At 60.2% G+C, this 19030-nt stretch carries 23 protein-coding genes and 1 tRNA gene; 20 read left to right on the plus strand and 4 right to left on the minus strand.

From position 1 onward, the window contains the following. Positions 1-25 precede the first annotated feature (25 nt). From LF252_RS02215 to LF252_RS02240, 6 genes are all read left to right on the plus strand, one after another. Positions 26-538, plus strand: a complete 513-nt coding sequence (locus LF252_RS02215) for a hypothetical protein (RefSeq protein ID WP_226266954.1) — start codon at positions 26-28, stop codon at positions 536-538. Beyond that, positions 538-2517 (plus strand): hypothetical protein, encoded by a 1980-nt coding sequence (locus LF252_RS02220; RefSeq protein ID WP_226266956.1) that lies wholly within the window; start codon positions 538-540, stop codon positions 2515-2517. Before LF252_RS02215 ends, LF252_RS02220 begins: the two co-directional genes overlap by 1 nt. Next, positions 2518-4716: a hypothetical protein gene (locus tag LF252_RS02225; protein ID WP_226266958.1), complete on the plus strand. Its 2199-nt coding sequence runs from the start codon at positions 2518-2520 to the stop codon at positions 4714-4716. 135 nt (positions 4717-4851) lie between these two features. Next, on the plus strand, positions 4852-5043 hold the full coding sequence (locus LF252_RS02230; RefSeq protein WP_226266960.1) for a hypothetical protein: 192 nt from the start codon (positions 4852-4854) through the stop codon (positions 5041-5043). An 81-nt stretch (positions 5044-5124) separates the two neighbouring features. Next, positions 5125-5442 (plus strand): hypothetical protein, encoded by a 318-nt coding sequence (locus tag LF252_RS02235; RefSeq protein ID WP_226266962.1) that lies wholly within the window; start codon positions 5125-5127, stop codon positions 5440-5442. Positions 5443-5475: 33 nt separating this feature from the next. Beyond that, positions 5476-6000, plus strand: coding sequence for a DUF4468 domain-containing protein (locus LF252_RS02240; protein WP_226266964.1), 525 nt, complete (start codon positions 5476-5478; stop codon positions 5998-6000). A 45-nt stretch (positions 6001-6045) separates the two neighbouring features. On the opposite strand, the gene LF252_RS02245 is transcribed toward LF252_RS02240, so the two are convergent. Beyond that, the gene (locus LF252_RS02245) at positions 6046-8841 is read right to left on the minus strand and encodes a coiled-coil domain-containing protein (RefSeq protein ID WP_226266966.1); all 2796 of its coding nucleotides are present in this window, start codon (positions 8839-8841) and stop codon (positions 6046-6048) included. A 99-nt stretch (positions 8842-8940) separates the two neighbouring features. Here LF252_RS02245 and LF252_RS02250 point away from each other — a divergent pair, with 99 nt between their 5' ends. Genes LF252_RS02250 through LF252_RS02310 form a run of 13 tightly spaced genes read left to right on the plus strand, consistent with a single transcriptional unit; the run spans position 8941 to position 16642 of the window. Further along, positions 8941-10254, plus strand: a complete 1314-nt coding sequence (locus tag LF252_RS02250) for an XkdF-like putative serine protease domain-containing protein (protein WP_226266968.1) — start codon at positions 8941-8943, stop codon at positions 10252-10254. Between the two features lie 42 nt (positions 10255-10296). Beyond that, positions 10297-11322, plus strand: a complete 1026-nt coding sequence (locus LF252_RS02255; protein ID WP_226266970.1) for a hypothetical protein — start codon at positions 10297-10299, stop codon at positions 11320-11322. A gap of 1 nt (position 11323) precedes the next feature. After that, positions 11324-11773, plus strand: coding sequence for a hypothetical protein (locus LF252_RS02260; protein WP_226266972.1), 450 nt, complete (start codon positions 11324-11326; stop codon positions 11771-11773). Continuing rightward, entirely contained in the window at positions 11766-12302 is a 537-nt protein-coding gene (locus LF252_RS02265) for a hypothetical protein (protein WP_226266975.1), read from the plus strand. The genes LF252_RS02260 and LF252_RS02265 overlap by 8 nt, the downstream gene beginning before the upstream one ends. A gap of 4 nt (positions 12303-12306) precedes the next feature. Then, positions 12307-12777, plus strand: coding sequence for a hypothetical protein (locus LF252_RS02270; RefSeq protein ID WP_226266977.1), 471 nt, complete (start codon positions 12307-12309; stop codon positions 12775-12777). A gap of 15 nt (positions 12778-12792) precedes the next feature. Beyond that, positions 12793-14097 (plus strand): phage portal family protein, encoded by a 1305-nt coding sequence (locus LF252_RS02275; RefSeq protein WP_226266979.1) that lies wholly within the window; start codon positions 12793-12795, stop codon positions 14095-14097. Beyond that, positions 14090-14458 (plus strand): SH3 beta-barrel fold-containing protein, encoded by a 369-nt coding sequence (locus LF252_RS02280; RefSeq protein WP_226266980.1) that lies wholly within the window; start codon positions 14090-14092, stop codon positions 14456-14458. Before LF252_RS02275 ends, LF252_RS02280 begins: the two co-directional genes overlap by 8 nt. After that, entirely contained in the window at positions 14448-14933 is a 486-nt protein-coding gene (locus LF252_RS02285; protein WP_226266982.1) for a DUF6712 family protein, read from the plus strand. Before LF252_RS02280 ends, LF252_RS02285 begins: the two co-directional genes overlap by 11 nt. 3 nt (positions 14934-14936) lie before the next feature. Then, a complete protein-coding gene (locus LF252_RS02290; protein WP_226266985.1) occupies positions 14937-15215 on the plus strand; it encodes a hypothetical protein in 279 nt (92 codons plus the stop codon). Positions 15216-15218: 3 nt separating this feature from the next. Continuing rightward, on the plus strand, positions 15219-15506 hold the full coding sequence (locus tag LF252_RS02295; RefSeq protein WP_226266987.1) for a hypothetical protein: 288 nt from the start codon (positions 15219-15221) through the stop codon (positions 15504-15506). Between the two features lie 16 nt (positions 15507-15522). Then, positions 15523-15840 carry a hypothetical protein gene (locus LF252_RS02300; RefSeq protein WP_226266989.1) on the plus strand — a complete coding sequence of 106 codons (318 nt, stop codon included), beginning with the start codon at positions 15523-15525 and terminating at the stop codon, positions 15838-15840. Next, positions 15837-16091, plus strand: a complete 255-nt coding sequence (locus LF252_RS02305; protein WP_226266991.1) for a hypothetical protein — start codon at positions 15837-15839, stop codon at positions 16089-16091. Before LF252_RS02300 ends, LF252_RS02305 begins: the two co-directional genes overlap by 4 nt. A gap of 2 nt (positions 16092-16093) precedes the next feature. Beyond that, the gene (locus LF252_RS02310) at positions 16094-16642 is read left to right on the plus strand and encodes a glycoside hydrolase family 19 protein (RefSeq protein ID WP_226266993.1); all 549 of its coding nucleotides are present in this window, start codon (positions 16094-16096) and stop codon (positions 16640-16642) included. Here LF252_RS02310 and LF252_RS02315 read toward each other — a convergent pair. Together LF252_RS02315 and LF252_RS02320 are read right to left on the minus strand one after the other, a co-directional pair. Then, positions 16639-17112, minus strand: coding sequence for an RNA polymerase sigma factor (locus LF252_RS02315; RefSeq protein ID WP_226266995.1), 474 nt, complete (start codon positions 17110-17112; stop codon positions 16639-16641). The two genes, LF252_RS02310 and LF252_RS02315, sit on opposite strands and share 4 nt — an antisense overlap. Before the next feature lie 256 nt (positions 17113-17368). After that, positions 17369-17440, minus strand: a tRNA-Arg gene (locus tag LF252_RS02320). 148 nt (positions 17441-17588) lie between these two features. Here LF252_RS02320 and LF252_RS02325 point away from each other — a divergent pair. Then, positions 17589-18083 (plus strand): organic hydroperoxide resistance protein, encoded by a 495-nt coding sequence (locus tag LF252_RS02325; RefSeq protein ID WP_226266998.1) that lies wholly within the window; start codon positions 17589-17591, stop codon positions 18081-18083. 95 nt (positions 18084-18178) lie between these two features. On the opposite strand, the gene LF252_RS02330 is transcribed toward LF252_RS02325, so the two are convergent. Continuing rightward, positions 18179-19015 carry a transglutaminase-like domain-containing protein gene (locus LF252_RS02330; protein WP_226266999.1) on the minus strand — a complete coding sequence of 279 codons (837 nt, stop codon included), beginning with the start codon at positions 19013-19015 and terminating at the stop codon, positions 18179-18181. Between the last annotated feature and the right edge of the window lie 15 nt (positions 19016-19030).

Raw genomic sequence — 19030 nt, forward strand, 5'->3', positions numbered from 1 at the left:
CTACCCGGCCGGGCGTGATACCTGCATGCCCACCTACCGCGACATAAAACAGGTACTGGAGGCGGTGGGGGAGGCCATCGTTCAGCACATCTACTTCGTGCTGGAGTCTGGCCGCTTCCCTCTTGACCGCCGCACCTCTCCACTGCTCAAGAGCCTGCAGGCCCGCGCCGTGCAGGCCCGGAGCACCGGTGGCCAGTTCACGGCCTCGGCTGCGCTGGAGCTCTACGCCCTCGACTACCTGGAATACCTCGACCGGGGCCGGCCGAAGTTTACCAAGAAGGTGCCTCTCGATGCGCTACTCTCGTGGATGCGCAAGCGCAAGATTTTCAACCGGCGCAAGGGTGGCCAGTTCAAAAGCGCGAATCAGCTGGCTTTCATTATTCAGAATGCCATTTACCGCAATGGTATCCGCGGCCGGCACTTTCTCACGCCGGCTTTCGATGAAGGCCAGCAGCTGCTCGATATCTACCTCAACGAAGACCTGCTTTCGAGCATCACGCTGGAGCTTGACCAGGTATTTAAAAAACGCCCTGCCTAATGGCTAAGATTTTTCTCTACCGGTCGTTTGCTGGCCCATTTGACCAAACCGACGACCCGCAAAATCCTGGAGTCTATACCGCGCGCTACGAGCCCACTCGCTACGAGTTCGATATCGAAACCGGCCAAGTAGTAGCCACGCAGGAAACCGATGTGCTGTATGCTGGTGGATACCAAGGCGCTCCACCACCGCCTGAATCCGGTGGCCTCCCTTCATCAGAGGAGTTTCACAATGATTGCCAAGGCACAACGTACCGCGGATTCTACCACAACGGCGACGGTACTTTTCGTATCGAGCCGATTGAAAACAGCGAAACATGTGGCTGGCTCCCCCCGCCTTCTGCTGGCACTTTCTTACGCTATGAATGCCGGAACGCTGGTGGCCAAACGGGCCAGGCTGATAGCTACGACCGGTACCGCATCACGGCCAACGGTAGCGGTGGCACCGTGGCTACGCTTGTGCAGGCCAACAGCCCGGCATGTGGCTACGATGCAGCACCCGTTCCCGGATGCACCGACCCTGACGCCACCAATTACGACCCCGACGCCACCGAAGACGACGGGACGTGTACCTACGTGCCCCGCCTCGTTGCAAGCACGCTACCCCGGCTGGCTGTAGTGGGCCGGCCGTTGCTCTTTGCCATGGAGTCGGCCGAAACCGGCCGTACGCCGGTGCGGGCCCGCCTGGTAGTGGAGGTCGAGAGCTTGGTCGCTGATACCGTGCTGACGGTGTTGGGCGAAACCTTCACGGCCGTAGATGTTACGCCTGGCCCGGGCCAGTTCAACTCGGCTATTACCCTGGCGGCCGTGCTGGCCAGTTCGGTTGTCATTAGCGCCCGGTACCGGGTAAGCCAGCCCGACCCAGGCCGAATAGAGTTGGTGGCCCTCGTCGAAGGCTCGGCCCTGAACATTGAGGCTGAGGTGTCCGACGAGCAGGGCGGGCTTACGCTCACCAACACGCCCGGCGTCGATGCGCTCCGGAGCCAGACGAAAACCGCGTGGGGCTGCTACGTGGAAATCTGGGCAGTGCCGGTAGCCACGTTCGGCGGAGTTGTAGAGGTAGCCAGCGCCTATTTCGTCGATAGGCTGGAGCAGCTTTACCGCACGGGCAACCACTACGAGTTCGACCTGAGCCCGGCACTGCTCCCGCTCGTCGGGCACAGCAGGGCTACGACTACCGACCGCTTGGTGGCTTACTTCGTGCGCTTCGGTGAGGCCTACCAGCCGGAAGGGGAAAGCCTGCGCCGGCGTTTCGTGGTAGCCGATACGGAGGTATGTTGGGGGCTGGAGGGCGTAGTGCCGGTGCCGGCCTTGGCGTCGGTGCTGGCCTTGTCGGTCCCAATGCCGGGCGGGCGGGTGCCGGTTGGCCGGGCAGTGTATCTGGAGCGGGCCTACGTGCTATGCGAAGAAGGCGCGGCCGTGCGGGCCCAGCTGGCCACGCGCACGAGCACCGGCGTGCTCAGCACCATCACCGTTGATGCCGTAGCCGCCGGCGGAGTGGAGGCGGTGGAGTGGGGGGACCTGCTTAGCCAACTCCCGGCCGCGGCGCTCCGGAGCACCTATACCGTGTCGGTGGATGGACAGGAGCAGCTCAAGGCCGTGCTAGAGCACGGCCCCGCCCGGGCCTGCCTGCACTTCCTGAGCCGGCGCGGGGCCTACGAAACGGTCTGGCTGCAGGGCCTCACTGAGCCAACGCCAAAACGTGCCGCCCAACTCTTTAGCCGTGGTACGAGCCAGGCCGTGCGCCGAGTAGAACTGGAGGAGGCCCGCAAGCTCGCGAGCGGGCCGCTTACCCGCGCGGGGCTTGACTGGCTGTGCCAGGAGTTGGCCGCCTCGCCGGAGGTGTATCTGCTCGCCGGCGAGGAGCGGGAGCCTGTGGTGGTAACAGGCTTCAGCCCCGACTACAACGAGCCCGAAAACAAGTACAGTCTTACCCTCGACGTGGCCCCGGCCCCGCCCACGTACACGCTCAGCAACTAAATGGAGGATATCCGCCTTTTTCTCAACGACCAGCCGGTAGATTTACCGCTGAACGTGGGCAAGCTGCTGCGCATGCAGAAGCCTGGTACCGACGTGGCCAGCCTCGACAGCCGGGCCGCCGAGAGTAGCTACACGCTCAGCCTCGATTACACCCGGCAAAACGACCGGGTGTTTGCCCACCACCGCGACCCGCAAACCCTCGATAAGTTCGCGCCGCTGGTGCCCTATGCGGCCCGCCTGTATGTGAATGGCAACCTGTTCTTTCGGGGCCTGTGGCAGCTCACCAGTATCAAGGGTGGCTACCAGGGCAAGCTCGTTTCCGACGAGGTAGACGTGTTTCAGGCTATCGGTACGAAAACCCTGCAGGAGTTGGCCTTTGCCCCGTTCGTGTACCAGGGCCGGCACGGCTTCGACGCCCGGCTGGCGTTGTCGGCCTCGGCTACGGACGTGCAATTTCCCTTCGTGGCCTATGGCAACTTCTACCAGGGCGGGGCCGTGGTCGAGGGCCAGGAGCAGACGGTGCCACCCTCCAACAAGGTCGGAGCCCCGCTGGAGGTAGACGACTATTTGCCAAGTGTGAGCTTCGTGCGCACTCTCCGGCAAATCTTTGCCGATGTGGGCTGGAGCATCAGGGGCGAGGTGCTGGAGCAGGAGGAGGTACGCGAGGCCTTGCTGCCCTTCACCGGCTCGGAGGTGCCCTGGAATTGGGGTGAGCTGCTGAAGGTGCGCGGTGCCGGCGGGGTGCCGGCGGCTCCCTTCAACATCTTTGACCTGAGTGCTAGCGGGCTGCTCGTGCCCGTTACCCAGCCCGATACGGGGGCGCTGGCCTTCTTCTGGGGTCTCCAGCCCACCCCAAGCTACAACCCGGCCGCGCGGTGGCGTAGCTTGGCTATTGGAGCAAACGGCGCAAAGCGGAACGTGTATGAGGTTCGGCTCGATGGAGGCTACCGGTTGCGGGCCCGCCTGCAGGTGCTGAGCCTGGTAAAGCCCCGACCGGTGGAGCCCGTGCTGCTCCAGCTCGTGCGGCTGCTGGCCGGCCAGACGCTCGACGAGGGCGAGGTGCTCCATGAGCTGGAGCTGACTGGTGCCGGCACCTTCGACCTCGATACCGACACCTTGAGCGAAAACGGCCTGTATCTGGAAACGGGCCAGCGGGTAGTAGCCGTGGTGCGTACGCAGCTCCAGCCGCCCATCACCAGCCAGGAGGCCCAGGGGCTACGCCTCACCTTCGAGGCGTGGGAGTTCGAAGTGGAGCCGCGGGAGGCCTGGCCCACGAGGCTCGACGTGGCCAAGCTGCTGCCGGCGATGAGCCAGCGCGACTTCGTACGGGGCTTCGTGAGTAGCCGCAACCTACGCTTTACCACCGATGCCACCACTCGTACCCTTACTTTCCACTACCGGGAACGGTACGAGCTGCCGGCGGCACTGGCCGTGGACTTAACCGGTCGGTGCAATCCGGAAGAAGGCGAGTACCTGCCGGCGCTGCCGGCCCGGCGCATTGTGCTCGGCTGGGCCGATGACGAAAGCGACGCACTGCTGCAGGGCCGCAAGGGCTTTGCCGATTATACCTACCAGCCGGCCCGCGTGCCCGTGGGCGTTGAGCAGGAGGAGCAGGCTATTCGGCTGCCATGGGCTCCAACGCTCAACCGGGAATACCGTAACGAGGCCGGCGGCCGGGTGCTCTTGCCCTGCCTGGCCAGTCCCGACGCGCTCCAGACGCCACAAAGTGAGGTAAGCTGGAATTATGCCTACGCGCCCCGCCTGCTCGTGTATCGAGGGGTTGCACCACTGGCTAGCCGGGTACTCAGCTTCGCGTTCAAGCCTACGGCCTTATTTGGCTTGGCTGACTTCCCTACCTCCTGGCAGTTCAGCGGCCCCGGCGGCCTCTACCAGCGGCACTACGCCGGGTTGTTTGAGGAGCTGCTCCGGGGCCATCGCCTACGCATCGGGGTAGCGCTTACGCCCGGGCTGTATGCTCGGCTGACGCCGGCACATTCCGTGCAAATGGGCGGTAACCTCTACCGGTTGGGCAACGTGCCTAGCTTCACGGTAGGAGGGGAGGGAGATACACAGCTGGAGCTCCTGCTACGCGTGCCGGTGGCCGTGGGCGGCGGGGTGCCGGCTCCGACCACTCCCGGCGGCGAGGCTCAGGGCATCGAGTTCTTTGGCGAGGAATACCTGGTGGAAGAATTCTACTAGCTTTGGCCTACCGTGTTGGCGGGGTGGCCGCCAAGCAGGTTCTGGCCTGTTGCCATTCTGCTACAAAAAGCCCCGACTGATGAGGTCGGGGCTTTTTTGTATGTTGGTACCGTCAGAACATAACCACTTTACAGAATGGAACAGAAAGTAATTAGTTTGAATGTCAACATAAACGGTCCTAGAGATAAGGACAGTCAAGCACTCAATTTTCCTGAAGTTAATGAGGCTTTAGAACAAGGATTCTTTGTTAAGGATGTTATATCCTCTCCTGTACACCATAATAGTTGGGTTGGGTTAAATCTGACCTTCATCCTTCAAAAAGGTTAATAGGCATTCTGGCCTTTATTAAGCCCTGGCCATTTGGTCGGGGCTTTTTCGTATCGTTGGGGCTCAAATACACAATTGCAAATGGCTGTAATCTTAACGTTCGAACTCGAATACCGTCAAGCCGAGATTCGGCAGCTACTGATTGAAGAATCAGGTTTTCAGGATTCCTTTTTTGGATTTCATACCCAAACGGGTGAGCCAATAATTACGAACCTGCCGCAGAATGTACTCTACCATCCAGATTACGATATGCAGGAAGCTATGGCCAGTATTCGTAATAAGGCGCACTCTTATACGGTCGATATAGATTATCCACGAAACGTTGTAGCGGCGTTTGATGTGGCAGGTAATGGGTTGACTGGCTGGCGAGGGACTATTTCCAAAATTATTGAGGAGTAGCCTGTTGGTAGCATTTTTGCTAAACTCGCAGCCATGAAAAAACTATCCGTATTGCTCGTGTGCCTGCTGGCCCTCGCTGGCGCTGCTTCAGCTCAAAAGTATGAGTATAAGGGCCTGCGAAATTTTCCTGTGGATAGCAGCACGCATAAAGTGAGCTATACAGGTGTTATTGAGGTGCCTGGTGCTACACAAGCCCAGCTCTACCTCAAGACGAAAGCATGGCTGGCCAGCCATTACAATAGCGCGAAGGCAGTTATTCAGGTAGAAGACCCTAATAACAGCCAACTAGTAGCTCAGGGCCGGCTCAACTTCCGGAACGTGGCTACCGGAGCCCCCTCAAACTACCAGCACATGCTCAATTTCCAGTTTAAAGAGGGCAAAATGCGCTATGAAATCACCGATATACGGGAGGGTGGCACCCCTCTAGAACAGGTAATTCCGGCCAATCCGGTGTCGAAAAAGACCTACGACATGTGGTGGGAGCGGCTCAATAGCGACTTTCAAGCACTCACTACCGAGCTAAGAGCCTCGGTAACGAAAAGAGAGGCATCCTTTTAAGCACGAAAAAGCCCCCAAGTACAGCACTTGGGGGCTTTTTCATGCTTAAAACAACCGGCCGCCGCCGGCATCAGCCTTCTCCTGGTCGGCCCGGTCGGTAATACGCCGGCTGTTGGGCCCATCGAACACGAATGGCTCCTTAGCGGCCGTGGTAGCAGCGTGGCCCACGAGCTGCTCCAGCAGTTGGTTCGTGCGCTCCAGCTGGCCCACCGGTACCGACACCATGCCGCCGGCATCGGCTCCCGCCACGTTGAGCCCACCATCTGCCGAGAGCTGGCCACCGGTTGCACCTTTGACTAGGGCCCGCGGAATGGCGACAAACTGAATCCGGTGCCCATACTTGTTGATAGTAGCAAGCGTGCCGAGGTTGTTGGACGTGGCCCGGGCGTTGGTTAGCGCCTCGCCGCCCTCCACCTCTACGTTGGCAAAGCGACCAGTACCGCGAATACCACCCAGGGCGTGCGAAGGGCCCTCCAGCAAACCGCCATTAGCACCTTTGATAGTTGCGCCCAGCTTCTTCGCGCTGGCAATGGCCGTGGCCGTGGCAGCCAGCGCAGACACCACCGCTACCAGGTTCCCCGGGAATGGAATAGCGTTGGCTCCGGACACAGCCCGCACCCCAGCCAGAATAGCCTCGGCGGCCGTGGCACCGTTGGCGGCGAGCTGGGCCGACTCAGAGAGTATCTGGCTTTTCTTCTGGAGCTCCTGCCGGCGTTTCTCGGCATCCTCCTTTAGCTTGGCCGCTTTGAGTTGCTCGGTGTCGTTGCGGGCCTTCTCCCGAGCTAGGCGGTTCTCCTCCGTACGCTCACGCGCAATGCGGGCCACGGTAGCCTCCCGACGAGCACCGCGCTGGGCGTCTACGTCTTTCTCCAGCTGTTCGCGCGTGCGGGTAGCGTCGGCCAGCTCCTGCTCGATAACCTTGCCTCTGTCCTGCAGCGCGGCCAACTGGTCGTCGTACTTCTGAATCTGCTGAGCCAGGCGCTCGTCGGCCTGCTGGAAATACAGGTCGTTGAAAATCTGAGCAGCCTGGTAGACTTGCCCGAATATTTCGGTTAAAGCCCCGGCCAATGCCCGGGCTGCATCGTCGGACAGGCCGAAAAGAGCCTTGAGGATAGTTTGGCCGAGGGTAAGGGTTTTTGGAAGTAGCTTCTTCTCTAGCTCGTCGATGGAGTTAAGAACTTCCTGAAAAGCTCGCGTAGCAGTTAGCCCAAATTTCTCCATTAGTTTTTGCCGCTCCCGCAAATCTTCAAGGCGTTGCTGGTCGAGCTGCCGCTCACCAGCTCCGGCCCGCTGCAGGCGGCTGAGGCGGCCAAACTGCATATCGTCTAGCTGGGCCAGCTCCCTACTCTGGAGCGCGGCCCGGTCATCGAGGGCTTTTTTGGCGGCGGCTAGGTTGGCGTCTACGATTTGCTGCTCCTTCTCCCGGATTTCGGCTTGCAGGGCAAGGTACTCGGAGCCGAAGCGCTTGCCGTTGGCCACGAGTTCGGCCTGAGCAGCTAACGCCGCATTGATTTCCGCCCGTAAAATGTCCTGCTGGGTGCCGCCGTAGGCCCGGGCCGTGGCCACCAGGCGTTTCCGGTACTCCTCATTGTTAGCCGCTTCTCTCTCCAGTGCCTCTTTCTGGGTAGCCCGAAGCTTATTATACCGGTCCTCGGCCTCCTTTTGGGCTTTTTCGGTGGCCTGTTTCTGCTTGGCTTCTTCCTCCTTACGGGCTTTTTCGGCGTCGTCGGCCAGTTTTTTGTTGTGGGCATTGGTCAGGGCCCGGAGTTCAGACTGCTTATCGGCCAGCTTGCTCGCGTAGTCGGCGGCTGACTTATCCAGCTGCTTGATTTCTTCACCGAGTAGGCGCTTTTTTAGCTCGTATACGTCCCGGCCGGCGGCTTCCTCCTCAGCAATTTGACGCTTCAGGCTCTCGGCCCGCTGGGCTGAGCCCGCCCGGTCCCGCTCCTCGGCCAGCTCGGCATTTTTCTCGGAAACACCCTTGTCGAATGCCTCCGAGGTTCGGGTGCCGAACTTCTGGGCCTCGTTGAGTGCGCCGGTCACGTCGCCCTGCAGCAGCTTGCCCAGCACGTCGCCGGCGGCGCTAAAGCTCTCTACCAGGGCGGAGCCCAGCCCGGAGGCCAGCTGGCTCAGGCCGCCGAAGCGTTTGGTTACCTCGTCGAGCAACGATATTAGCCCATAGAGGGGCGGGCTGATGTATTTGAGGGCTTCCACCACTTTCGCCCGGTTGCGCTCTACGGCGCCGGTGATTTTATCCCAATTGGTTACGACCAAGCCGAGTAGCAGCAGCAGCACACCAATACCGATGCTGGCCAGTGCCAGACGGGCCACCTTGCCGGACGTAGCCGCGGCCGTGCCGCTGGCCGTAGCGGCCTCCCCGATACCCAGGTAGCCGAGAATAACGCGCTTGGCATCCGACCAGGCACCTTTCAGGGCGGTACTTACTTCCGACGTGGTGAGCTTGTGCACGGATTCCAGGCCCTGCACTACGGCAATGAGCTCAGTGAGCCGTTTCTGGTAGGCCTCAGCACTCTCGGCCGAGACTAGCCCGAAGTTGGTGGCTGCTACCGTCCCGACTTCGAATGCACCAGCCAGGCCGGCGGCAGCATCGACAAAAGCCCCGGCCTTGTCCTTATCAAAGGCCACGTCTACCGACTCCTCCAGCCCTTTGAGCGCGGCCTTGGCTTTGCCCAGCTCGCGCACGTAGGCGTCGGCCTCCGGCGAGCCGAGTTGGACCTTATCCAGCTCCTCCTCCAGCCGCTCGATTTCCTTTTTCAGTTGGCCGGTGGTGGCGAGAGCCTCCTGCCCGTCAATCGTGATTTTGTAGGCTTTGGTTATCATGCCCCTATCACGGCCGCCGGATGCTTTTTTCCCGGCCCCCGTGGGAAAAATCGGAGGGGCCGGCGTGATAGGGGCAACATGCCGCAGAAAAAGCCCCCCGTGTACGCCGTTCAGTTCGCACCCGCCGCTCCGGAAGTAGGAGTGAGCCTGGTATCGTTCGTGGATAAGCCCGCTATCGGCGTGGATTTCGTGGCCTTGTCGGCTGAGCAAACGCTACCCGTGGCCCTGAAGGCCGATGCCAAGAAGCAGGTGCTCACGGGGCCGGTACTCATTCCCGACAAGCAGATAGCCCGCCTCGACGACAAGGGCCAGCTCTACTACCTGACCTTCTCGGCCGAGGTGATTGAGCAGATGCACGAGCGCTTTCACGAGCAGCAGAACACGCACGCCACCAACCTGCAGCACGACACCGCACTGGAGGGCAATTTCTGCAAAGAGTCCTGGCTGGTAACCGATGCCAGCCAGGATAAGGCCTACGCGCTGGGTTTCACGGCCGAGCAGGTACCCGTGGGCACGTGGATGGCCAGCTACAAGGTGACGGATGCCAAGCTCTGGGCCGATGAGGTGGAAACTGGCAACGTCAAGGGCTTTTCCATGGAGGGCCTGCTGGCCTATACCACTCTCTCCGCACAGCTTTCTTCCATTCAACCAACTCAATCCATGCCCCAAAAACCCAAAGGCATTTTTGCCCGATTTATGGCCTTTATCGGCGCTATTAGCCTGGCCATGCTTACCCTCGACGACGACAGCCAGGTAGAGGTTGACGACACCACCGGCGAGGTATTTACCCTCGATGCGGAGGGCAACCGTGGCGAGCTGCTGGCCGATGGCACCTACAAGCTCAAGGGCGGTGGCGAGCTGGCAGTAAAGGACGGTAAGAAGGTCGATGCTGCGGCCGAGTCCACTACCGACACCACGGCCACCGCCGCGGCTGCCGTGCCGGCGGCTGAGCAGAAGCTGGCCGATGCTACCACCGAGGCCCCGGCCACTACGGCGGTGGAGGCCTCCAGCATTACGCTGGAAGGTGGGGAGGTTATCACCCACGACCCCATCGGCAAAAAGCTCTACAAGGCCGATGGTACGCTGCTGCCAACCGGCAAATACAAAACCGACAAGGGCGTGATGTTCAAGGTCACCACCGACCAGTGGTGGTACGAAACGCAGGAAACCATGTCGGCTCAAATCACGGCACAGGAGGTGGCTATCAGTGGTAAGGATGCCGAAATCCAGAACCTCACCGCCAAGCTGGCCGAGGCAGAGCTGAAGCTCAAGGCCAAGCCGGCAACTACCCCCGTGAAGCTGGCCGGCGACAAGGGAGCCGAGAAAGCCGAGGAGGCAGCCGCTGAAGTGCCAACATGGAAACAACGCCTGAGTGCGGCCCGGGCGAACGGTAAAAAGGCCCAATCCAACTAATTCCTAACCCTTTTTTCAACCTGCCTTCGGGCCAAATCACTCATGGAGTACAATCCTATCCACTTTACCGGCGAAACCGCACAGGAAATTCACTCTGCTGTGCTGGAGGCCAACCGGACCGCAAAGCGGAAGCTGTTGCGCCCGGAAGACAACATCAAAAACGAGCGTGTGCTTACCTCCATCTCTGGTAAGGTGAAGTGGCAGCGCTACAAAGAGAAAATCCGCGAGTCTGACGTGGATACGCTGGCAGCCAACAACGGCCCCGACCGCATCAAGTTCGGCGACCGGAAGGTGTTGCCGAAAAAGGTAATGGCGTTCGATAACTGGACGATGGACAACCTGCGCTCCAGCCGTTTCGGGAAGTCCATGCAGGCGGGTGCTGCCAACATTGGCTCCACCGAGTTCGAACAGGCTACCACTTCGTACCTCATTCCCCGCATGGGTAAGAGCTACGAGGAGCTGATTTACCAGAGCATCACGGCCGAAACGAAGGATGCTATTGCCAACTCCGGCACTATTCCCGCTGCTCAGAAGGCGTGGGCCGCTGCTCAGGAGGAAGGCGAGTTCGACGGTTTGATTGCCAAGCTCATTACCGCTAACAACTCGCTTGTTGGTGGTGGCGTGGTAAAGCACGTGGTGGCCGTTGCTGGTGGTGTCAACACATCAAACATTGTGGCCGAGTATGCTCGCATTTACGCGCAAATCGACAAAGCCGAGCTGGAGGAAGGCCTCGTGCGCATTTTCGCGCCACTGGAGGACTACCAGACCATGGAGCTGTGCAATCTGAACCAGGAGTTCAAGGACAAATTCAAGATTACTGGTCAGGGCGAGGATACGGTAGTAACCTTCGCCAACATCCCGGTAGAATTTGTGCCTACTGGTGGCCCTCGTTTCGCTGGCCGTGCTGGTGAGCAAGGAGACTTCGTGCACGCGACCGACCTGGAATCGGATACCACCGAATTCAAGGTAGACAAGGTGAACAACATGAGCGACGACCTCTTTTTCAAGATGGTAGCCGCTGCTGACACCACGGTACTCAATTCTTCGCGCAAGGTGCTCTACATCTAAGATGAGCGAGGTACCCAACGAAACGACCGGGGCGACGGAAGCCGCCGCTCCGATTCAATCAGCCGATACGGTAGCCGATTCGAACCAGCCTGTTACGAAGCCGGAAGCTGAGGTGAAGCTGGAGCAGCAGGTGAAGGGCCTAAAGCTATCAGTGTCCCGGGAAAAGAATGGCCGCATCGAGGCCGAGAAAAAGCTCCAGCAGCTGCAGGAGGATTTCGACGCCTACAAACAGGCCCACCCGAACACTGAGCCCACCAACGAGCAGGCTCCAGCTGAGCAGGAGCAGCAACCCGCCGACCCACACGCCGAAATCCGGGAGCTGCTCCAGCGCTACGGGCTGGAGAAAGGCTACGTGGTAGCCGGTGCGGCTTACTTCGACGAAAATGCGGCCCTGGCTGCCGCCGGCGGTGACGCCGATTCCATCACCGAAATTTTACCTGACAATGCCTAAGCTCACTAGCTCGGTAAAACAAGAAAGCAAATATGGCCAGGGCGGTGCTCTGGTGACGGTGCTGGCCTTTGCTACGTTCCTGGCCGATGGTGTTACCCGTGCGGTAACCTACACTTACAACCAGGACGGGAGCGTGGCCACGGCCGTAGTAAACGCCGACCTGAAGGTGGTAGCCCTCGACTCCGACAAAGACAAAGTAAAACTTGACTTTGCTACGCAGTTTGGCGCTTCTACCTACGTGAAACAAACCCTCGGCCTGGTGCTGGGTGGTGCTTCCCAGGTGAAGCACGACGCCGCTATGGCAATGGATTTGGAGCCGCACACCTACATCGTGACCGACCGGCGCGGTAAGCGCTGGATTGCCGGCATCCAAAACGGCCTGCAGGCGGAGAAAAACGACGGTAGCACTGGTGCCGCCGCCGGCGACCTGAACGGCTACGACATTGCGGTGTCCGGCGCGGAAAACAACCGCCCGCTGGAAATCGTGGATGCGGCTTTCGATGCAATCAAAGCCAAACTGGTAGCCTAAGCCCATGGCCGGGGCTACCTATTCGGCAATGGGTATCCGGGCCCTGCTGCTCACACCATTCCAACCGGGGGTAGAGTTCTTTTACTCTACCCCCGACCGGCAGGAGGTGAGTACGCTGGGCCTTTCCGTTGCCGGCGGCCTGCTCCTGGTGGGCCGCACCGTTGGCCAGCTCTCGGAGCAGGGCCAGCTCACTGCTCAAGGCGACCTGGTAACGCAGAAGCTCAGCCTCTCGGCCGCCGACACCACCGGCTCCCTCGTGGGCCACGCCCTCGACCTGGCCACCGGTCCGGTGCACGCGTTGGCTCAGGACCTGTCGGGCCGCTGGTGGTGGGCCGGGGCTGAGTTCGGCCTCAGCCTCGATGTAGCCGACACGCCCGGCGTGGAGCTAAGCGTGAGCCTCTCCAGCCAGGCCACCCGCAAAGCCGACCGGGTAGCCGCCGCTCTGATTCCGGGCTTTCTCAACCTCCTTTCTTAAGTACCTCCCGCTTCCATGCAAGTCGTTTCCGTTGCCCTCTCGCTCGTGATTCCGCCCCCGCCTGTGGTGAAAACTACGGGTACCGGTGATTGGGTGAAGGTTGGAGCCAATAACACGTTTTTCGACGAGTTGCTGGCCATTAAAAAGGGCTCGACCACGCTGGCCCGCTGCATCAACACGGCCGCCCGGCTCATTGCTGGCAGCGGGTTTTCGGTGGACAAGGCCAAGGCTCCGAAGCTGTTTGCTCTGCTCCAGAAAATCGACGGAAAGAACAGCCACCATAAGCTGCTCAAGCAGCTGGCCCTCGACAAGCGCACGTTTCGGGGGTGGGCCGTGCAGGTGATTGCCAATCAGGGCGGCACCGGCATAGCGGAGCTGCATTACCAGCGGTTTAAGCAGGTGCGCTCAGGCAAGTGGAATGAGGAAGGGGAGGTAGAGGAGTATTTCATTTCGCGCGACTGGAGCAAGCCTTCAGGCAAAAACAAGCCGGTGCCTATTAAGGCATTCAATCCGGACACGCTGGCCGAGGATAAGCGCCAGCTCTTTGTCAGCTACACCGAGAGCGACGACATCGAGTATTATCCGGAGCCCGAATACTGGTCGGCTATCAACTACGCCCAGCTGGAGCGCGACTTATCGGAGTTTCACCTCTCCAACGTGCAAAACCGCTTCGCTGTGAACACCATCCTGGTAACGAAGGAGGAGCCGGAAGGAGAGGGCCTGACACCGGAAGAGGCAGCCCAGAAGTTCGAGAAGAAGATTCAGGACAAGTTCACCGGGGCCCGCGGCAAGTCACTGATGGTAATGACGGGTATCACGGACCCGGAGGCTACCAAGCTGCTGAGCTACACTACGGCCAGCGGCGATACGCTGTACGAAACCTACTCGGACCTGTGCCAGCAGAAGATTCTTACCGCCAACGGCTTCACCTCGCCGGTGATTGCCGGCATTCCCGGTACCGGTTCTCTCGGTGGCAACGGAAACGAGCTGCGCAATGCTTACGAGCTGTTCTACAATACAGAGTGCCGGCCAGAGCAGGAGGAGCTCCTGGAAGATTTCCGCCGGCTGCTGGAGCATTGCGACGTGGAGCCCGAAGCAGTGGAGGCCCTCGACATCACGACGAGCCTACCGGTGCGCATGACGTTCTCGGAAAATTTGCTCGAGCAGATTCTGCCCCCCTCACGTCTGCGCAAGTGGATTGATGAGCCGGAGCTGACCGATGCCGAAAAGGCCGAGATGGGCGACGGGGGCCAGATTGACCAAAACGACGGGGGCCAGGGCCTGCAGCGCACGGTGATGGAGGCGCTCCGCAATGGTTAAAACGCTCCGGGTAGCGCTCCACCAGCGCAAGAAGTGGGGCAATAAGGAGTACCTGCTCGATTTGCTGGGCAAAACGGCCGTGCGCTTTGTGTACCGCACGGTTACGGATGGCTCGGCCAAAGGAGGGAGCCCCAAGGGCCGGCTTCGGCTGGCCGAGGGCACGCGCAACCTCCAGCTGGTGCCGGCCAGCAAGCAGCCCAAATCCTTCCGGCCGTACTCGCGCACCACGAAAACCTACTACGACTACGGTAAAAAGCAGTGGCGCTCTTTCCGGTCGGTGGAGGTGGTGAGCATTCTGAATTATCTGGATACCAAAACAGGCAAGGTGCTCAATTACGCCGCCCCCCTCGATGGAAACTAAACTACTGCAGGCTAAGCCTGACATTGCCGCCCACACCGACGTCGAGGCCAACGTGGCACCGAGCTATTTCGAGCCCCGCATTGTGCGGGCCCAGGAGAAGTACCTGGTTCCGGTTCTAGGTCAGCCACTCTACGAGCTGCTATGCGACGCCTACCAGGCCGAGCAGGCCCAACCGGCGGTACCGATGCCCGACCGCCTCGACGAGCTGCATACTGAACTGCTGCCGATGCTGGCCCAGTACGTGTACCTGCTCTCGCTGCCCTTCCTGAACCTGCGCACCACGAACTCCGGCCTCGTTGATAGTGGCCAGCCGCTAAGCCCGGCGGCCTATAACGAGCTAAAGAAATCCGTTCAGACGGAAGCCGAGGACCGCACCGCCGACCTGAAAAAGTGGATTGAGGCCCGCCGCACCACCTACCCCGAAGCCCCTCCTTATACTCCCATCCGCCGGCGTACTGCTGGCATTGTCCTCTAAGCTGTGTCCACTGCCGAAATACTCAAACTTATTCTAGGCCTGCTGGGCACCATCTGCTCCATCACGTTCGGCCTGCTGGCCTACAACGCAAAGGACTTGGTGGGCAACGTCAAGAGCTTGACGGAAGCACTCAATAAGAATGCAGCCGAAACGAGCCGACTGGCCGAGCACGTGGAGCGCATCGACGAGGAGAATGCCAGCCTACGCAAGTCGCATGACGCCCTTACCCGCTGGCTTATCGGCAAGGGCATTATCCCACCACCCAACCCCGCCGATATCTAGCCGATGAAGCACGCCCTACTCGCCCTGGTACTGCTGGCCACTGCCTGCCAGCCAAAGCACAACCCCGAAGCTGCCCGCACGGAGCGGCTACAGCGCCAAGCCGACAGCCTGCGGCTCCTGGCCTCCTGGCAACAGGCTCAGCTCACCGAATACGACAGCGCCCAGGCCCGCACGCGCCGGGAGCTGCAAACCTTCCAAACCCGCAATGAAGAAATTAGCCGCACTCCTGCTTCTACTTGGCCTGCTGAGCGCGTTACGCGCTACCTGTCAACCTACGGTAAAACCCGCTAAGGCTCCTGAGCCGCTCGTGTGCCTGCCACAGAGCCAGGCGGCCACCGTTACCGACGCCCTCCGGCGCTATGACGTGCTCCGGGAGGCCCACCAGGTGCAAACCCGCCTGCTCGTGCAGCTCACCGCGGCCGACAGTTTACGGCGCCGGCAGGTAACCACGCTCCGCTCGGCGGCCGACTCCTCGGCCCGGGCCACGCAGCTGCTCAGCCGGCGGCTCGACGTGAGCCAGCAACGCTCCCAGCTCTGGCAGGGCCGGGCCCGCCGGCGGGGCTGGCTGGTGGCCGGCCTGAGCACCGTGCTGGGCTCCCTTGTCTACCTCTCCCTCGCTCCATGAAAAAGCTAGTTCGCCGCCTGGTGCGGCACCTCCGAGAAGTATGGTACCGGCTCCGGGCTCCAAAGCCTGAATTCTGGCGAAAAGTCCAGAAGCGGAGCCTCGCTGCAGCGGTAACGCTTACCCCGCTGCTGGCCCTGTTGGATGCCGGCACGCTGAAGGAAGTTGTAAGCGGGGGCATTGTCTTTTTTACGGCCGTGGCGGCTATGGCGCAACTCACTTGCGACGATACCCCGGCCTCACCTACTACCTGAGTATGCAACTCACGAAAGCACAACTGCAGGCCGCCCTTATAGGCTGCACGGCCGCTGAAGCCGACAAGTTCCTGGAGCCGATTAACCAGACGCTGGCCAGGTATAAGATTAATACCCCGCTCCGGGTGGCCCACTTTCTGGCTCAGATTGGCCACGAATCGTGCGGCCTCGATGCCGTGCGCGAATATGCCAGCGGGGCCGCCTACGAAGGCCGGAAGGATTTGGGCAACACCCAGTCCGGCGACGGTGTTCGGTTCCGGGGCCGGGGCCTTATTCAGATAACGGGCCGGGCCAACTACTTCGCGCTGGGCAAGGCCTTCGGTGTCGATTTCGTGGGCAACCCGCTCTTGCTGGAGCAGCCACTGTACGCCGCGCTGTCGGCCGGGTGGTACTGGAGCACCCGAAGCCTGAACGAGCTGGCCGATGGGAATTTCTTTCTCACCATCACCAAGCGCATCAACGGTGGTACCAACGGCTACGCCGACCGGGAGCGGCGCTTTCTGGTGGCGGCGAAGGCGCTGGGTGTTCCCGGCGGGGTCGTGCCGGCCTAGTCCTGGTCTTCGTCCCAGGTGCGGAACTCCTTTCGCAGCGCTTCCCGGATTTTATCGAGGTGCCGGTGTACGGTGCTTTTCGTCGAGCCGGTAAGAAAGCCGATTTCCTCCAGCGTGACGCCCTGCAGGTGATACTCCCACAACTCGCAATCGGCGGGGGAGAAGTGCTGGTGTAGGAATACGTGTACGGCATCGGGGCAAGGCCCGGCCGGAGCGGGGACCTCCTCCAGATGGTCGGGCACCTGGCCCGGCAGCTCGTGCTCCGGATGCCGGCGGGCCGAACGGCGCTGGCAATCGTACTCGTGCTTAATCTGCTGGTAGAGGTAGCCCACCATGGCGTCGTCTTCGCCGGTAAAGCCCCGGGCCTCGATGCGACGGTGACAGGTTAGGATAGCATCGTGGAGCAGCTCCTCGGCATCGGCCCGCTGGTGGCCAATCACGTGCCGGGCATAACTGACCAGGCGAAGCATGTGAGGAGCAATAGAAGATAAAAATACGGTGGCTTTCTCGGCGGACATGGGAAGGGATAGAGGTTGAAGTTACCCCGCTTCCCGCCCAGCTTTGGGGGAATTGTACTTAATATTTCTCGTGGCACTCTACAGGTGGAAATGCAGCGCCCCGGCCGGTTAGGTCGGGGCGTTTTTATGTACTCTCGCACACTGCGTCGCACACCAGAAAAACAAAACCCCGATTCTGAAGTAGAATCGGGGTTTAAGCTGCTAAGTGTGGTCGCGCCAGGAATCGAACCTGGATCAAGAGCTTCGGAGACTCCTATACTATCCGTTGTACTACGCGACCCGGTAATGAGTGGCAAAACTAGACAGAAAACCCGCCGCTGCCAAACGACACGCGTGTTTTTCTGCAAAATCCTGCACTCTGTTTTAGTAACCTTCCGTAGCTCAGCACAGTTAGCATACCCATCTATTCCTTCACCAACCTGTTCTGTATGGCCAGCACCGAAAAGAAAACTTTATATACTGCCGAAGCTACGGCAATTGGCGGCCGTAGCGGCCACGTTCGTTCAGCCACAGGTATCATCGACTTGGATATGTCGGTGCCTGAGGGATTGGGGGGCAAAAAAGGCGCCACCAACCCCGAAGAGTTATTTGCCGCCGGCTACTCCTCCTGCTTCCAACAGGCACTACTGGTAATTGCCCAGCGGGCCGGCGACCGGCTCGACCCCCAAACCGAAGTAAAATGCTCCGTGGCGTTATTCCAGGAGGGCGAGGGCTACGGACTTTCGGCAGTACTGGATGTTGACCTGAAAGCGTTTGACCGGAACAAAACCATTGAGATGGTGCGGCAGGCCCACAAAATCTGTCCGTATTCGGTAGGCACCCGCGGCAACATGGAAGTGGAGCTACGCGTGCAGGGCGAAGTAATTCCGGTGCAGCCCGAAGAAAACGCCGGCGTAGCCGAGAAAAGCAACGTACAGCAGTAGAGCAGCCGCTCATACAACGCAACGGCCCGCCTACTACAGAAGTAAGCGGGCCGTTGCGTTGTATGAGCGGCTGCTCTACTGCTGTACGTTGAACCTTATGGGGCCAGTGAACTGCCCGATTTGGCGGTTATTGTACCAAACTGAGTAGGCGGCGCGTAGAAAGTCGTTACGGAGTTGGTGTAGCGGATATTGTGAATGGCCTCAGTACGCTGAAAAACCACGGGCTTGTGCGCGTGCATGGGTACCAGCATCAGCCCTGTTCGCGCCGATTTTACCCCGTAGCGGTTATCCATTACCGTATCGAAATAGAACAGGTACTGGTTCACCCACTTAAAGTATGACCGGGCTTTTTCGTTAGTGGATGATAGCACGGTAAGGCCCTCTGTATCGGCGGCCAGGGCCTGCTGTAACTCCACGGCATTCAGGGGCGTGCTGCCCAGCATCGGAATCAAATTGGCTTGCGCATCTACCATCACCCACTTGCCTTGGTCGGGCAGCCAGGCTTCGGCCAGGGCATGTCCGGCAGCCGAAGCCCGGGTCTGTACGTCTTCCGCTTTAAGGTACAGCGGCCGGGCCGGAATACCAATGGCATTGAAGGCGGCCGCCAGTACCAGCCCAAACTCTACGCACTGCACTTGCTGGCCCGCCTGCGCGGCCTTCAGAATGGCAAAAACATCCTGCGACTTAAACTGCTTGTGGCCGTCGTGGTCCAGCCGAAAATGAACCCACTGGCACAGCGCCCGGGCACGGCCCAGGTCGGTAGTTTCATTGGCTACCACTTCATCCAGGCCATACATTTCCCGAAAGCGGGTTAAGTATTCGGTGGTTGGGGGGCTGAACTGGAAAGGGTAGGTAACGGGGTCGGCGGTGGAGAGATAGGGCAGCTTGGGGCTGCTCAGCAGCACCGAGGCCGATTGGCTAAAGGCAGGCAAACTACACCCTATGGC

Source organism: Hymenobacter pini (genome assembly GCF_020421205.1).
Taxonomy (GTDB): domain Bacteria; phylum Bacteroidota; class Bacteroidia; order Cytophagales; family Hymenobacteraceae; genus Hymenobacter; species Hymenobacter pini.